This is a genomic window from Thermocrispum sp. (genome assembly GCF_002919275.1).
GTDB lineage: Bacteria > Actinomycetota > Actinomycetes > Mycobacteriales > Pseudonocardiaceae > Thermocrispum > Thermocrispum agreste.
This window is the reverse complement of record NZ_PKFA01000033.1, coordinates 20,094-35,428: the sequence shown is the minus strand read 5'-3', so window position 1 is coordinate 35,428 and position 15,335 is coordinate 20,094. Positions and strand designations below refer to the sequence as shown.

General features: G+C 68.9%; 14 protein-coding genes. 4 read left to right on the top strand and 10 right to left on the bottom strand.

Features of this window, described 5'->3' with window-relative positions:
- Positions 1 to 114: 114 nt before the first annotated feature.
- Positions 115 to 1,605 carry a 30S ribosomal protein S1 gene (gene rpsA, locus CXP56_RS07145; RefSeq protein ID WP_028846570.1) on the bottom strand — a complete coding sequence of 497 codons (1,491 nt, stop codon included), beginning with the start codon at positions 1,603 to 1,605 and terminating at the stop codon, positions 115 to 117.
- Between the two features lie 252 nt (positions 1,606 to 1,857).
- On the opposite strand from rpsA, the gene CXP56_RS07140 reads away from it, so the two are divergent.
- Both CXP56_RS07140 and CXP56_RS07135 read left to right on the top strand, forming a co-directional pair.
- A complete protein-coding gene (locus CXP56_RS07140) occupies positions 1,858 to 2,709 on the top strand; it encodes a class I SAM-dependent methyltransferase (protein ID WP_286900500.1) in 852 nt (283 codons plus the stop codon).
- Positions 2,706 to 3,572, top strand: coding sequence for a GNAT family N-acetyltransferase (locus CXP56_RS07135; protein ID WP_286900499.1), 867 nt, complete (start codon positions 2,706 to 2,708; stop codon positions 3,570 to 3,572). The genes CXP56_RS07140 and CXP56_RS07135 overlap by 4 nt, the downstream gene beginning before the upstream one ends.
- Positions 3,573 to 3,579: 7 nt before the next feature.
- Here CXP56_RS07135 and CXP56_RS07130 read toward each other — a convergent pair whose 3' ends face one another.
- From CXP56_RS07130 to CXP56_RS07120, 3 genes are all read right to left on the bottom strand, one after another.
- A complete protein-coding gene (locus tag CXP56_RS07130) occupies positions 3,580 to 4,125 on the bottom strand; it encodes a Rossmann-fold NAD(P)-binding domain-containing protein (protein WP_286900497.1) in 546 nt (181 codons plus the stop codon).
- Positions 4,126 to 4,128: 3 nt separating this feature from the next.
- Positions 4,129 to 4,926 (bottom strand): SDR family NAD(P)-dependent oxidoreductase, encoded by a 798-nt coding sequence (locus CXP56_RS07125; protein WP_028846568.1) that lies wholly within the window; start codon positions 4,924 to 4,926, stop codon positions 4,129 to 4,131.
- Positions 4,927 to 5,262: 336 nt separating this feature from the next.
- Positions 5,263 to 6,117 carry a sigma-70 family RNA polymerase sigma factor gene (locus CXP56_RS07120; RefSeq protein WP_286900496.1) on the bottom strand — a complete coding sequence of 285 codons (855 nt, stop codon included), beginning with the start codon at positions 6,115 to 6,117 and terminating at the stop codon, positions 5,263 to 5,265.
- Positions 6,118 to 6,245: 128 nt separating this feature from the next.
- On the opposite strand from CXP56_RS07120, the gene CXP56_RS07115 reads away from it, so the two are divergent.
- Complete coding sequence (locus CXP56_RS07115) at positions 6,246 to 6,596, top strand: DoxX family protein (RefSeq protein ID WP_028846566.1); 351 nt, start codon at positions 6,246 to 6,248, stop codon at positions 6,594 to 6,596.
- Between the two features lie 57 nt (positions 6,597 to 6,653).
- Here the strand turns inward: CXP56_RS07115 and polA are convergent, their stop codons facing one another.
- Positions 6,654 to 9,335 carry a DNA polymerase I gene (gene polA, locus CXP56_RS07110; RefSeq protein WP_502694567.1) on the bottom strand — a complete coding sequence of 894 codons (2,682 nt, stop codon included), beginning with the start codon at positions 9,333 to 9,335 and terminating at the stop codon, positions 6,654 to 6,656.
- Positions 9,336 to 9,447: 112 nt separating this feature from the next.
- Here polA and CXP56_RS07105 point away from each other — a divergent pair, with 112 nt between their 5' ends.
- The gene (locus tag CXP56_RS07105) at positions 9,448 to 9,888 is read left to right on the top strand and encodes a hotdog fold thioesterase (protein WP_286900491.1); all 441 of its coding nucleotides are present in this window, start codon (positions 9,448 to 9,450) and stop codon (positions 9,886 to 9,888) included.
- An 82-nt stretch (positions 9,889 to 9,970) separates the two neighbouring features.
- Here the strand turns inward: CXP56_RS07105 and CXP56_RS07100 are convergent, their stop codons facing one another.
- The 5 genes from CXP56_RS07100 to CXP56_RS07080 form a co-directional block, all read right to left on the bottom strand.
- Positions 9,971 to 10,684: an ABC transporter ATP-binding protein gene (locus CXP56_RS07100; RefSeq protein WP_286900488.1), complete on the bottom strand. Its 714-nt coding sequence runs from the start codon at positions 10,682 to 10,684 to the stop codon at positions 9,971 to 9,973.
- Positions 10,671 to 11,528, bottom strand: a complete 858-nt coding sequence (locus CXP56_RS07095) for an ABC transporter ATP-binding protein (protein ID WP_084608923.1) — start codon at positions 11,526 to 11,528, stop codon at positions 10,671 to 10,673. Before CXP56_RS07095 ends, CXP56_RS07100 begins: the two co-directional genes overlap by 14 nt.
- 56 nt (positions 11,529 to 11,584) lie before the next feature.
- Positions 11,585 to 12,757 (bottom strand): branched-chain amino acid ABC transporter permease, encoded by a 1,173-nt coding sequence (locus tag CXP56_RS07090; protein ID WP_051309656.1) that lies wholly within the window; start codon positions 12,755 to 12,757, stop codon positions 11,585 to 11,587.
- Positions 12,754 to 13,764, bottom strand: coding sequence for a branched-chain amino acid ABC transporter permease (locus CXP56_RS07085; protein WP_028846561.1), 1,011 nt, complete (start codon positions 13,762 to 13,764; stop codon positions 12,754 to 12,756). Before CXP56_RS07085 ends, CXP56_RS07090 begins: the two co-directional genes overlap by 4 nt.
- A 138-nt stretch (positions 13,765 to 13,902) precedes the next feature.
- On the bottom strand, positions 13,903 to 15,078 hold the full coding sequence (locus CXP56_RS07080) for a branched-chain amino acid ABC transporter substrate-binding protein (RefSeq protein WP_286900527.1): 1,176 nt from the start codon (positions 15,076 to 15,078) through the stop codon (positions 13,903 to 13,905).
- Between the last annotated feature and the right edge of the window lie 257 nt (positions 15,079 to 15,335).

Sequence of the window (15,335 nt, the reverse complement as noted above, 5' to 3'; positions counted from 1 at the left end):
TGGCCCAGGCCGCGTGACGACGGCAAGCAGTCATCAGGCAACCACGACAACGGGGCTGACAAACGAAACGGGCCGGCATCCGTCGAGGAGCCGGCCCGTTTCGTCTTGCCGTCGTCAGTTGCCGCCGCCGGACAGCTTCTCGCGCAGCGCCGCCAGCTGCTCGTCCGAGGCCAGGGTGCCGGTGCCGGAGTCCGAGCTGCTGCTGTAGCTGCCGGACTCGACGTCGTCGTCCCCGGCGCCCGCAGCGGCCGCGGCTTCCGCGTTGGCCCTGGCCGCCTCGGCGACCTGCCGCATGTGCGCCTGGTAGCGGGCGTGCGCCTCGGCGTAGGCACGCTCCCACGCCTCGCGCTGCTCCTCGTAGCCCTCCTGCCACTCCTGGGTCTCGGGGTCGAAGCCCTCCGGGTAGATGTAGTTGCCGTGCTCGTCGTACTCGGCAACCATGCCGTACTGCGTCGGGTCGAACTCCGCGTCCGGGCTGAAGCCCTCGTTGGCCTGCTTCAGCGACAGCGAGATCCGGCGCCGCTCCAGGTCGATGTCGATGACCTTGACCATCACCTCGGTGCCGACCTGCACCACCTGGTCCGGCAGGTCCACGTGCCGCTCGGCCAGCTCGGAGATGTGCACCAGGCCCTCGATGCCGTCCTCGACACGGACGAACGCACCGAACGGCACCAGCTTGGTGACCTTGCCGGGGACGATCTGCCCGATCGCGTGGGTGCGGGCGAACTGGCGCCACGGGTCCTCCTGGGTCGCCTTCAGCGACAGCGAGACCCGCTCGCGCTCCATGTCGACGTCCAGCACCTCGACGGTGACCTCGTCGCCGACCTGGACGACCTCGCTCGGGTGGTCGATGTGCTTCCAGGACAGCTCGGAGACGTGCACCAGGCCGTCCACGCCACCCAGGTCCACAAAGGCACCGAAATTGACGATCGAGGACACCACGCCCTTGCGGACCTGCCCCTTGGCCAGGTTGTTGAGGAACTCGCTGCGGACCTCGGACTGGGTCTGCTCCAGGTAGGCCCGGCGGGACAGCACCACGTTGTTGCGGTTCTTGTCCAGCTCGATGATCTTGGCTTCCAGTGTGCGGCCCACGTACGGCTGCAGGTCCCGCACGCGGCGCATCTCGACCAGCGACGCGGGCAGGAAGCCACGCAGGCCGATGTCCAGGATCAGGCCGCCTTTGACGACCTCGATGACGGTGCCGGAGACGGCCTCGTCGCGCTCCTTGAGCTGCTCGATGGTGCCCCAGGCGCGCTCGTACTGAGCACGCTTCTTCGACAGGATCAGCCGGCCTTCCTTGTCCTCCTTCTGGAGAACGAGGGCCTCGACCCGGTCGCCGACCTTGACCACTTCGCTCGGGTCGACATCGTGCTTGATGGACAGTTCACGGGAGGGGATGACGCCCTCGGTCTTGTACCCGATGTCGAGAAGGACCTCGTCGCGATCGACCTTGACGATGGTGCCTTCGACGATGTCGCCGTCGTTGAAGTACTTGATCGTCTTGTCGACAGCGGCGAGAAAGTCTTCCTCCGACCCGATGTCGTTCACGGCGACCTGGGAGGTCTGCTCTTGGTCAGTCGGGGCGGCGGTCGTGTCGGTGGCCATTAGGTGGGTTGCTCCGGTTATTGGATTGAGTAGTCGTTGTCGGGTTTACAGGTTGTTCAGCGCAGCGGCCGAGCGCGGTTGATACTACGCCCGCAATTGACATGACGGCCGGCGGACCACCGCAATTCGGTACGCGGACCCGAACCCGGCGATGCCGGGTGGCAAGGCAGCGCGAACCCACTGCGCCTGGCCCATCGTACTTGGCCCTGCTGCGCGGGCACAAACAGGGTGGGCCATCGATACGATCACGGCGTGAGCGATCCGGATCAGGCCGCCTCGAGCCACTTCACCGCCGAGCAGCTGCTCGGGACCGCGGGCGTGACGAGGCGCCCGGTCGGCCAGGCGGAGGCGGTGGCCGCCAGCCGGGCGTGGTGGGACGCCGACGCCGACGACTACCTGGCCGAGCACGGCGAGTTCCTGGGTGACGCGGACTTCGTCTGGTGCCCGGAGGGCCTGCGCGAGGAGGAACAGCGGCTGCTCGGCGACGTGGCCGGGCGGCGCGTGCTGGAGGTCGGTTGCGGCGCGGCGATGTGCGCCAGGTGGCTGACCGCCGCGGGTGCCGACGCGGTGGCGGTCGACCTGTCCGGCGGCATGCTGCGCCACGCCAGGGCGGCCAACGCCCGCACCGGGCTCCGGCCCGGGCTGATCCAGGCCGATGCGGCGCACCTGCCGTTCGGCACGGCCGTCTTCGACGTGGCCTGCTCGGCGTTCGGCGCGATTCCGTTCACGCCCGACCTGGACGCCGTCTTCGGCGAAGTGGCGCGCGTGCTGCGGCCGCGCGGCCACTGGGTGTTCGCGGTGACGCACCCGATGCGCTGGATCTTCCCGGACGATCCCGGCCCGGAGGGCCTGAAGGTCATCCAGTCCTACTTCGACCGCAGGCCGTACGTGGAGATCGACGCCCAGGGCCAAGCCACCTACGTGGAATACCACCGGACCCTCGGCGACTACGTGCGGGCGCTGCGCCGCGCCGGGTTCGTGCTGCAGGACCTGATCGAGCCGGAGTGGCCGGAGGGACACGAGCGCGTGTGGGGCCAGTGGGGCCCCGAGCGGGGCGTGCTGTTCCCCGGCACCGCCATCTTCTGCTGCGAGCTGGCCGGATGAGCATCCCGCAGCACAGCGCGGACATCACCGCCACCCTGCCCGACGGGCGCGTGGTGCGTGGCCAGGTGTACCGCCAGTTACACGGCGCCGACGACCTGCTCAGTGTGTGGCACCCACGCGTGGTGTGGGACTTCGTGCCCTCGCTCGGCGACACCGGCGGGCAAGGCATGGACGCGCTGCTCCGCGCCCTCCGTGGCTGGCTGGATCGCGAGGTCCCCGCCGCGGAGCGAACCGACGACAGCGCGGTGCAGATCACCTGGCCGAGCCACGACGTCGCGGTTTCGCCCGCACTGCTCGGGCACGGCATGGTCCCGACCACGGTGCTGGCGACACGGCCGCGCGGCGTCCCTGCCCCGCCCGGCAATTCCGACGTGCGGGTGCGGGTGGCCACCATGAGCGACGTCGACGAGGCAGCGAAGCTGGCCGCCGAAGAGGCGCGGTTCTCCGGGCTGGTGCTGGGGGCCGCCCCGCGGAGCAACGCCGACCAGCTGATGCGCGAGCACGTCGAGCGCTCGGTGTACTTCAGCGGGCGGGTCTATCTGGCCGAGCTGGACGGCATCGCCGTGGGCGTGGCCATCTGCGGCGTCACCGATCCGGCGCACAGCCCCACGCTGCGCCGCTGGCTGCCGCCCGGCCAGTGGGGCTACCTCGGCCAGGTGGCCGTGCTGCCGGACCTGCGCGGGCAGGGTGTGGGGGCGGCGCTCGTCGCGGGATCACTCCGGCTGCTCGAGCCCTCGGTGCAGCACGGGACGTTCCTCTACTACGACGTGGCCAACCCGCTCTCCTCGGTCTTCTGGCCGCGCCGGGGCTACCGGCCGGTGCAGACGCGCTGGCTCTGCCGGCCCGCGGCCTGCCTGCGGTGACCGGGGATCACCGCGCCGACCAGGCGCGTGCCTGTCCCACGTAGTGCTCGGTGGTCGGCGCCCCGCTCATCGCCCGTTCGACTGCCATGAGCACCCCGTCGACCACCTCGGAATGGGTCAGCCAGCGCAACCGGTCGCCGTCCCGGACGTAGCCGAGCACGACCTGTTGCATCGGGTGATCGGGCAGCGTGGCGATGACGTCGCCGGCGAACTTGTCCTCCGGCGGCGCGTCGAACACCTCCACCACCGGGGCCCCCGGGGCCAACAGCGGCTCCACGGCGTACAGCACGGACCTGCGGTACTCGTTGTGCACCCAGGCGACCAGCAGGTCGGCCTTGCCGCCGAGCGCGTTCGCCGTGTCGCGCGCCAGTCGCTCCGGCCGTTCCCAGCGTGCCTGCACCCACAGCGCCCGGCCGCTGCCCGGCTCGGCGTAGTCCGGCAGCGGGCTGTACCGCCTGCTCGGCAGGACGACGAGCCATCCGTCGTCGACCAGGCGGCTGGCGACTCCGGCCAGCATCCCGGTACCACCCAGCACGACCGCGCGTCTCGGCATCTCCTACCCCCGCATCCGTCGAGCGAACGACAACATCGGCAGCAGCACCGAGTGCGGTGCCACCCGGCTCGCGTTGGCCAGTGTCTTCGGCACCATGCCCGGCACGACGACCCGCTTGCCCTGCTCCATGGCCGCGACCGCTTCCTCGGCCACCCGCTCCACACCGACCTTGGCGGCCGGAAGCACCGCCGTCTCCACCCCGGCGATCGTTGCCCACTCGGTGTCCACCGGACCGGGGCAGAGCGTCGTGCACGACACCCCGCTGCCCCGCAGCTCCTGGTGGACGGCCTCGGAGAAGGTGAGCACGAAGGCCTTCGTCGCCGAGTAGGTGGCCATGCCGGGCATCGGCTGGAACCCGGCGAGGGAAGCCACGTTGAGCACCGCGCCGCGCCCGGCCGCCACCATGCCGGGCAGGAACGCGTGGGTCAGTTCGAGCAGGGCCACGACGTTGACTTCGACTTCCTCCCGCTCCCGGGCCAGCGGGAGTCGGGCGAACGACCCCGACGTGCCGAACCCTGCGCAGTTGCACACCCCGCCGATCACGCGCGACCTGGACCGGATGCGGTCGACCAGCGCGACCCGGTCCGCCCGCGCGGCAAGGTCGCAACCGATCACCTCCGCGGCGACGTCGTGCGTGGTACGCAGCTGGTCCGCGAGTTTCCGCATCCGGTCTTCCCGGCGCGCGACCAGCACCAGGTTGTGCCCGCGCCGGGCGAGCACGCGCGCCAGCTCGGCGCCGATTCCGCTGGAAGCTCCGGTGACGACGACGTCGACGTCCTCGGCAGGCGCGGGCAGGCTCATCCGATCACCTCCGTGATCACGTCGGCGTCGCTGCGCCCGGACCGTCCGGCGCGCGCGGCGGTGGAGTCCGCTTCGGACGGCGTGCCCGTGGCAGCGGCGTCCGGGCCGCGGGGTGCCGTGGCGCCCGCGGCACCACCATCGCGCCGATTCTCACCCGGTTGACCGGGTCGCCACCGGTATGTCCGATCTGCGCACTTCCCTGCCATGTTGGCATCCCCCGCCCGGATTCGCAGCCCCCGCCGGATGGCCGAGCATCCATTCGGTGGACACGATCGGCGGTGCGCACCAGCCGGCAGCCCGGTCCGTGACGGCATCCGGCCGCCGCGGCCGGCCCGGTCACAGCGCCGGCACGCGCACGTCGTCGGCCGGGGCGAGCGGAGCGATCTCCAACGCGGTGATGAGTCCGTCGGCGATGGCGAACGTGATCCTGGCCAGCGGACGGCCGCCCGGGGCGAGCACCGCGGCCGGGATGCCGTCGACCAGCATCGGGATGGTGGCGGCGACCCGGTCGGCGAACAGCCGCGCCTCGCCGGCCACCGCATGATGCCCGCGGATCGTCACGGCCCCGCCCTTCGGCAGCAGCTCGGCAGCGGCGGTGCGGACCACGTCCGGTGCCAGCACCCGGACGAGCCGGTCGATGTCGCCGTCCCGCGCGGCCGCGAGGAACGCCTCCACGACACGCCAGTCCGATGCCCGCGCCGCGTCGGCCACCGGCGCCCCGGAAAGCCTCTGCCGAGCGCGGCTGGCCAGCTTCTTCGCGTTCGCCGGCGTCGTGTCCAGCACGTCCGCGATGTCGTGGAACGGCACACCGAACAGGTCGTGCAGGACATAGGCCACGCGCTGGGTGGCGGTGAGCTGGTCGAGCAGCACCATCAGCGCCCGCGACACCTGTTCGCGCTGCAGGAACTCCTCGTCGACGGCGAGCTGCGGGTCGGCCAGCGCGTCGGTCAGCAGGGGCCGTTCGCCGCGCCGCCGGGCCGCCCGGAGCTGGTCGAGACAGATGCGCGCGGTCACCGTGGTGAGCCAGCCCGCGGGGTTCTCGATCTCCTCCTGCACGGCGTGTGCGCGCAGCCAGGCGTTCTGTACCGCGTCCTCGGCGTCTTCGAGCGAGCCGAGTATCCGGTGCGCCAGCGACAGCAGTCGAGAGCGCTCCGCCTGGAAAGTGTCGGTCACGTTCACCGCAGTGGTCACCTTTCGGTCCTGCCAGACGTCATGACGGGCGACCAACACGCAATGACCGGTCTTGGCAGAACGGAGGCCACCATGAGCGTACAGATCAGCGTGCCACGGATCAGCGGGCGACACGGAGGGCGGCGCTCATGACCGCGGTGCTGCTCGCGCTGACGATCGGGTGCATCGCGGCCAACGCGTTCGTCATGGTGGCGGACCTGGCCCGCGCCAAGTTCGTACTCGCCAACTCGGCCGAAGTCGGCGTGAAGCCCGGTCTGCTGCCGTACCTCGGCCTGCTGAAAGGAGCGGGGACAGCCGGCCTGGTCATCGGGCTTGCCGGCGTCCCGCCGTTGGGCGTCGCCGCCGCGGTGGGACTGGTGTTGTTCTACGTGTGCGCAGTCGGAGCCCACGTCCGCGCATCCGTCTACTACAACATCGCGTTCCCACTGCTCTATCTGGCGTTGGCGGTGTGCGCGCTGATGTACTTCGTCGCCGGCTGACCAATCGTGCACCGTGGCCGGCGGCCCACCTGCCGCGGGCCACGGTGCCGGGCAGGTTCAGTGCGCGGCATCGTTCCAGGAGCGGCCGAACCCGACCGACACCTCCAGCGGGACGGCCAGCTGGTACGCCGCGCCCATCTGCTGACGGACCAGCGCCTCGACCCGCTCCCGCTCCCCCGGCGCGACCTCCAGCACCAGCTCGTCATGCACCTGCAGCAGCATGCGGCTGTGCAGCCCGGCATCCGCCAGCGCACGGTGCACGTTCAGCATCGCCACCTTGATGATGTCCGCCGCGCTGCCCTGGATCGGTGCGTTCAGCGCCATGCGCTGCGCCATCTCCCTGCGCTGCCGGTTGTCGCTGTTCAGATCCGGCAGGTAGCGGCGGCGGCCGAAGATCGTCTCGGTGTACCCGGCCTTGCTCGCCGCCTGCACCACCGACTGCAGGTAGTCCCGCACCCCGCCGAAGCTTTCGAAGTACTCGTCCATCAGCGCCCGCGCCTCCTCGGTGGAGATGCGCAGCTGCTGCGACAGCCCGTACGCCGACAGCCCGTAGGCCAGGCCGTAGTTCATCGCCTTGATCTTCGCCCGCTGCTCCGGGGTGACCTCGTCCGGCGGCACGTCGAACACCCGCGCCGCGGTCGCCGCGTGGAAGTCGAACCCGGACTGGAACGCCTCGATCAGCTTGGCGTCCTCGGACAGGTGCGCCATGATCCGCATCTCGATCTGGCTGTAGTCGGCGGTCATCAGCGCCTCGTAGCCCTCGCCGACCACGAACGTCTCGCGGATCCGCCTGCCTTCCTCGGTGCGCACCGGGATGTTCTGCAGGTTCGGCTCGGTGGACGACAACCTGCCGGTCGCCGCGATGGTCTGCTGCAGCGTGGTGTGGATCCGCCCGTCGTCGGCCACCGACCGGAGCAGCCCCTCCACCGTCACCTTCAGCTTGGTGGCGTCCCGGTGTTCGAGCAGGTATTGCAGGAACGGGTGCTCGGTCTTCTCGTACAGCGTCTGCAACGAGTCGGCGTCCGTGGTGTAGCCGGTCTTGGTGCGCTTGGTCTTCGGCATGCCCAGCTCGTCGAACAGCACCACCTGCAGCTGCTTCGGCGAGGACAGGTTGATCTGCTTGCCGATCACCTGATAGGCCGCCTCAGCGGCGTTCTTCACCCGCTCGCCGTAATGCGCCTCCAGTGCGGTCAGCTGCTCGACGTCGACCGCGATACCCGCGCACTCCATGTCGTCGATCACCGCGAGCAGCGGCATCTCGATCTCGTGCAGCAACCGGCTGCCGCCCAGCGACGCCACCTGGGACTGCAGCGCCTCGGCCAGCTCGGCGACCGCACGTGCCCGGACCAGCTCCGCCTGCACCAGCTCGTTGTCGCCGCCCGGACCCTCCTCGTCACCGTCCAGCAGCGACAGCTGACCCTGCTCGGCCGTCTCCGTGCGCAGCTCCCGCTTCAGGTAGCGCAGCACCAGGTCGTCCAGCGCGAACGACCGCTGCCCGGGACGCACCAGGTACGCGGCGAGCTCGGTGTCGATCTCCAGCCCGCGCAGCACCCACCCGCGCGAGCGCACCGCGTGCAGCATCGTCTTGGCCGCGTGGCTGACCTTGCGCACCGACTCGTCCGCCAGCCATTTTGCGAGCGCCTGCTCGTCGGACTCGGTCAGCTCCGCCGGGTCGATGTACAGGCCCTCCCCGTCCGGGGCGGCCAGGGCCAGCGAGACCAGATCCGCGCTGATCGACGACCCCGTGGTGCGCGCGGCCAGCGCCACCGGCCCCTTCGCGGCGTGCGCGGCCAGCCACTCGGCCACCGCGCCGGGCTCGGCCTTGCCGCCGCGCACCTCGAAGCCCGCCTCGGCTTCCGGCTCCGCCGAGCTGAGCGACTCGAACAGCCTCTCCCGCAGCACCCGGAACTCCAGCTCGTCGAACAGCTGGTGCACCGCGTCCCGGTTCCACGGCCGCACCGCCAGCTCCCGCGGCCCGACCTCCAGCGGCACGTCCCGTACCAGCTCGGTGAGCTGCCTGTTCAGCAGCACCGTGGACAAGTGGTCGCGCAGCGCCTGGCCCGCCTTGCCCTTGACCTCGTCGACCCGGTCCACCAGCTCGGCCAGCGAACCGAACTCCTGCAGCCACTTGGCGATGGTCTTCTCCCCCACCCCGGGGATCTTCGGCAGGTTGTCCGACGGGTCACCGCGCAGCGCCGCGAAATCCGGGTACTGAGCGGGCGTGACGCCGTACTTCTCCTTGACCTTCGCCGGGTCCAGCCGCCACATCTCCGACACGCCCCGGCTCGGGTAGAGCAGCGTGACCTGGTCGTCGACCAGCTGGATGACGTCCCGGTCGCCGGAGCAGATGAGCACCCGGAAGCCCTCGGCGGTCGCCTGCGTGGTCAGCGTGGCGATCACGTCGTCGGCCTCGTAACCCTCCTTGGCGAAAAACGGCACCGACAACGCGGTGAGCACGTCCTCGATCAGGCTGATCTGGCCCTTGAACTCGTCCGGTGTCGCGCTGCGATTGGCCTTGTAGTGGCTGTACCGCTCGCTGCGGAACGTCTTGCGGGACACGTCGAAGGCAACCGCCAGGTGCGTCGGCTGCTCGTCGCGCAGCAGGTTGATCAGCATCGAGGTGAAGCCGAACACCGCGTTGGTGTGCTGACCGGTCTGTGTGGCGAAATTCTCCTTCGGCAGCGCGTAGAACGCGCGATACGCCATCGAATGGCCGTCGATCAGCAGTAGTTTGGGCACGGAGGTGTCACTGTTCGCGGTGGCATCTGCGCGGGGACTCACCTTGGCGAGTCTAGGGTGCAGTACCGACAACGGTCCGAGGTGTCTCGGCGAGCCGAGTGGGAGTCAAGCGTTGAACGATCCAGACACGATCCGAGCCCTGTTCCGCGACACGATCGCGCCCGAGTACGCCGAGCAGCAACTCGACGACAAGCTGGGCATCAGCTACGTCGAGGTCAAACCGGAGCGCGTGGTCGCCACCATGCCGGTGAAAGGCAACCTGCAGCCGTACGGACTGCTGCACGGCGGGGCGAACGCCGCGCTCGCCGAGTCGCTCGGCTCGCTGTGCGCGGCCCTGAACGCCCGCGACGGGCAGATCTCGCTGGGGCTCGAGCTGTCCTGCACCCACCACCGGGCCGTGCGCGAAGGCACCGTCACCGGGGTGGCCACGCCGGTGCACGTGGGACGCAGCACGGTGACCGTGGCCATCGAGCTGACCGACGAGCAGGGCCGCCGCACCTGCACCGCCCGGCTGACCTGCGTGCTGCGGGACGCCCCGCCGCAGCAGAAGTGAGCACGAGGGCAACCGACGGCACACAGTGAACCGCCGGCGGCCCTGGCGGCCGCCGGCGGTTCAAGTGCGCGGAGGAAGTGGGCTAGCCGACGCCCAGGTAGGCCTCCTTCACCGCAGGGTCGGCCAGCAGTTCCTTGCCGGTTCCGGACTTCACGATCGAGCCGGTCTCCAGCACGTAGGCCCGGTGCGCCCGGGCCAGCGCCTGCTGGGCGTTCTGCTCGACCAGCAGCACCGTGGTGCCCTGCTGGTTGATCTCGGTGATGATCCGGAAGATCTGCTGGATGTACTGCGGCGCCAGGCCCATGGACGGCTCGTCCAGCAGCAGCAGCTTCGGCCGCGCCATCAGCGCGCGCCCGATGGCCAGCATCTGCTGCTCACCGCCGGACATGGTGCCGCCGTACTGATCCTTGCGCTCGGCAAGGCGCGGGAACAGCTCGAACACCCGCTCCATGTCCTCGGCGATGCCTGCCTTGTCCTTGCGGGAGTAGGCACCCATGTCGAGGTTCTCCAGCACCGTCATGCCGGGGAAGATCCGCCTGCCTTCCGGCGACTGGGCGATACCGAGCTCGACGCGCTTCTCACCCTTCATACGGGTGATGTCCTGGCCGTCGAACAGGATCCGTCCGGACGACACCGGGCGAATCCCCGAGATGGCGCGCATCGTCGTGGTCTTGCCGGCGCCGTTGGCACCGATCAGCGCCACGACCTCACCCTCCTCGACGGTCAACGACAGGTTGTGCACCGCCCGGATCCGGCCGTAGTGGACGGAGACGGAGTCCAGCTCAAGCAACGTCATCGTCAGGCACCCCCAAGTACGCGGCGATGACCGCTTTGTTGTTCCGGATCTCCTCGGGCTTGCCCTCGGCGATCTTCTTGCCGAACTCCAGCACCACGATCCGGTCGGTGACACCCATGACCAGCCGCATGTCGTGCTCGATGAGCAGCACGGTGAAGCCGTCGTCCCGGATCTTGCGGATGAGCTCCATCAGCTCGTCCTTTTCCGCCGGGTTGAATCCCGCGGCGGGCTCGTCCAGGCAGAGCAGCTTCGGCTCGGTGGCCAGCGCCCTGGCGATCTCCAGCCGTCGCTGGTAGCCGTACGGCAGGTTCTTCGCCTTGTCACCGGCACGGTCGGCAATGCCGACGAACTCCAGCAGCGCCATTGCCTTCTCCACCGCCGCCTTCTCCTCTTTGAAGTGGCGGGGCAGCCGCAGCAGGGCGCCGAGGACCGACGTCTTGTGCCTGGCGTCGGTGCCGACGACCACGTTCTCCAACGCGGTCATCTCCTCGAACAGCCGGATGTTCTGGAACGTGCGGGCGATGCCCTTTCGGGTGATGCGGTACTTGGCCGTCCTGCCGAGGGGTTTGCCCTCCAGCAGGACCCGGCCGGACGTCGGCCGATACACGCCGGTCATGGCGTTGAAGCAGGTCGTCTTCCCGGCCCCGTTCGGGCCGATCAAGCCGAGGATCTCGCCCCGCTTGATGTGGAAGGAGACACTGTCGAGCGCCACCAGGCCGCCGAAGCGCACGGTGACGTTGTCCATCTCGAGCAGCGTCTCGCCCTCGCCGACCGCGAACTCGCGGTCGGTCGCCACCACGTCGGCGACCTCGGCCTCGTGCTCCCGCCGTTCGGCCTCCGTCATCTGGGCGACTTCGGCGACGATGCCGCCCGAGATGTGTCGGTGTTGATCCTTCTGGCTCACTTCGGTGCCCCGTTTCCGCCGTTCATCAGGCTCTTGCCGCCTGCCATCGCGGTGTCGCTGCTGACCACCTCGCCGCGGCCGACCAGGCGCTGGTAGGCCTGTCTGCCGTAGGTGAGCAGGCGCTGACGCGCGCCGAGCAGGCCCTGCGGCCGGAAGATCATCAGGATGGTCAGCGCCACCCCGAAGATCATGAACTTCCATTCGGCGATGGACAGGAAGCGCAGCGGCACGTAGGCCACCACGAACGCGCCGAGCATGACGCCGACCTTGTTGCCGGACCCGCCGAGAATCACCGCGGCGAGGAACAGCACCGAGGTCAGCACGTCGAACCTCTGGTTGTTCATGAAGCCCTGCTGCCCGGCGTACAGCGCACCCGACAGGCCGCCGATGGCCGCACCGATGACGAACGCCCAGATCTTGAACCGGAACGTGGGCACGCCCATCAGCTCGGCGGCGTCCTCGTCGTCCCGGATGGCCACCCAGGCACGGCCGACCCGCGACCGCTCCAGGTTGCCCGCCAGGATGAGGATCACGATGATCACCGCGACGCACAGCACGTACCACGGCTTGCCGTCGAAGTTGGCGAACAGCGGCTCGCCGTTCTCCCTGGTGCCCGGCGGGGCGCCGATGTTGGAGAACCCGCGGTTGCCGCGCAGCGCGTCCACGTTGTCGGCGAACAGCCGGACCATTTCCCCGAAGCCCAGCGTCACGATGGCCAGATAGTCACCGCGCAACCGGAGCGTCGGACTGCCCAGGATCACGCCGAACACCATGGTGATCGCCATCGCCAGCGGGATCGCCGCCAGGTACGGGATCTTCCACAGTGTCGAGTCCGGGCTGGTGAACAGCGCCGCGACGTACGCGCCGATGGCGAAGAACCCGACGTAGCCCAGGTCGAGCAGGCCCGCCTGTCCGACCACCACGTTCAGCCCGATCGCGATCAGGCAGTACCGGGCGACGTCGAACATCGCGATGGAGAAGTCGTACCCGGGCTCGGTGGTGATGAGCGGCGGATTCAGCCACGGCAGGGCGAAGATCAACGCCACCAGCGGCAGCAGGATGATCCATTGCTGGAACCGGCTCAGGTTGTTCCACCACTCGGAGATACTCCTCCGCCGTGGTGGCTCAGCGGGAGCCTTGGCCGGTGCCGGAGTCTTGGTCGTGGTCATACTCGCGCCTTCCCGAGCGATTCACCGAGGATCCCAGTCGGCCGGAACATCAACACCAGCACCAACACGACGAACGCCACGACGTCGCGCCATTCGCCGCCGAACAGCGCCTGCCCGTGGTTCTCGATGATGCCGAGCAGCAGCCCGCCGAGCAGCGCGCCGCGCAGGTTGCCGATGCCGCCGAGCACCGCTGCCGCGAACGCCTTCAGGCCGAGCAGGAACCCGCCGTTGTACTGGGCGCCCTGCGGGATCTTCATCATGTAGAACACCGCGGCCGCGCCTGCCAACAGGCCGCCGACCACGAACGTCAGCATGATGATCCGCTCTTTGTTGACGCCCATCAGCATGGCCGTGTCCGGGTCCTGGGCGACCGCGCGGATACCGCGGCCGAACCGGGTGCGGTTGACGAAGGTGTCCGCCACGATCCACATCAGGACCGACGCGACCACGATGATGACGGTCAGGTTCTGCACCGAAGCGCTGCCGACGTTGAACAGGGTCTCCGGCCGCAGCAGCCGGATGGCCTGCTCGGGGTTGCTGCCCCGCCACAGGAACAGGATCTGCTGCAGGATCAGCGATGCGCCGATGGCGGTGATCAGGAACGCCAGGCGCGGGGCGCCACGGTTCCGCAACGGCCGGTAGGCGACCCGTTCCAGCACCAGCGCGGTGGTGCCGGAGACGAGCATGGCCACGATCACTGCCAACACCAGGTAGGCGATCAATTCACCGACCGGGAGTTCTGGCGTCGGGCCGGGCCGGAAGCCCAGCAGGAAGAACGTGAACCAGGTGGCGTACGCGCCGTAGATGAAGACCTCGGAGTGCGCGAAGTTCAGCAGCTTCAGCACGCCGTACACCAAGGTGTAGCCCAGCGCGACGAGTGCGTAGATGCTGCCGTACTCAAGGCCACCGATCGTGTTCGCCCAGAACAGGTTGATGAACGTGTCGGTGTTGATCCACGGTTCCGAATCTTGCGCGAGGTATTGCGCAGAACTAATCACGTGGTGCACTCAAGTACTCATTTCTCGAGCCGGCTGACGACCGGGGTAGCGGTCCGATGCCGGGGACTTCCTACCAGAAACGGTGAGTGGATAGGCAGCGAGGGGGAGACGGAAGCTGTGCGACCCCATCTCCCCCTCGCCGATGTCCTACTTGATCTCGACGTTCCGGACGATCTTGCCGTTCTCCACCTTGTAGGTCCACACGGTGGGCGTCTCGGCAAGTTCACCGTTCTCGTCCCAGCCCAGCTTGTTGCTCAGGCCCTGGGCGTCGTAGTTCTTGATCCACTCCAGCATCTTCTTGCGGTCGGTGTTGCCCGCGTCGATACCGGTCAGCAGGACGGTCGCCGCGTCGTAACCCTCGACCGAGTAGGTGCCGGGGTCCTTGTCGAACATCTTCCGGTACTCGCCGGCGAACTTGGTGAAGCCCTCACCAGGCACGCACGGGCAGGTGAAGAACGTCTCGGCGGCGGCGTCACCGGCGCCCTTGACGTACTCGTCGTCCTTCACGCCGTCCGGCCCGACCAGCTGGGTCTCCACGCCCGCGTCGTACAGCTGCTGGGCGAACGGCGCGGCCTCCTGGTAGTAGCCCGAGTAGTAGACGGCGTCCGGCTGCGCAGCCTTGATGTTCTGCACGACCGCGCTGAATTCCTTCTGCTTGGTCTTGACCTTCTCGTCGCAGACGACCTTGTCGCCGAGCGCCTTCTTGACCTCGCTGGCCAGGCCGATGCCGTACTCGGAGTCGTCCTGGACCACGCAGACCTTCTCGGCACCCAGGTTGTCGGTCAGGAACTTCGCGGCAGCGGGACCCTGCGCGTTGTCGTTGCCCAGGCCGCGGAAGAACGTCTTCCAGCCGTTCTGGCTCAGCGCCGGGTTGGTCGCCGACGGGCTGATCTGCGGCAGGCCACCCTTGTCGAAGATGTTGCCCGCCGCCTTGGACTCACCGGAGAACGGCAGGCCGACGACACCGACGATCTGCTCGTCGTTGACCATCTGGGTCACGATGCCGGGCGCGCGCTCCGGAACACCCTCGGTGTCGTACTCCTTCAGCTCGACCTGGCAGTCCGGGTTGGCGTCGTTGTGCTTCTTCACCGCCAGCTTCACGCCGTTGAGGATGTTCTGCCCCAGCGCGGCGTTCTCACCGTTGATGGTGCCCGCGTAGGCGATGGCGACATTGCTGCACTTGGCGTTACCGTCGCCCTCGGGCTTGTGAGCGTTCTCCGGCTCGGCTGGCGCGTCGGACTGCGGTTGGTTGGCCGCGTTGTTGCCTGCGTCTTCACGCGGCGCACAAGCGCCCAGCACCAGCGACGCAGCCGTCGCCGCCAGCGCCAGGGCTGCGGTAATCCGTGCTCTTGCCACTTCGTTCCTCCATGTCTTGCCGGGGGTCGTCTCGTGGGGTCGTCGCCACACCGCACGACCCACCCGCTGGGATTCGGACCCGGTGGGTGAACCTAGCTCCCGCCACGCTGCTTGCCCAGTCACTGAGCGCGCCTGTATCCACATCGTGACGGTTTGCGAAGGACGTTAGATCCGGGCCGCACTCCGTAGGGCCAACATTCAACAACAACCATGACTCAGCGCGA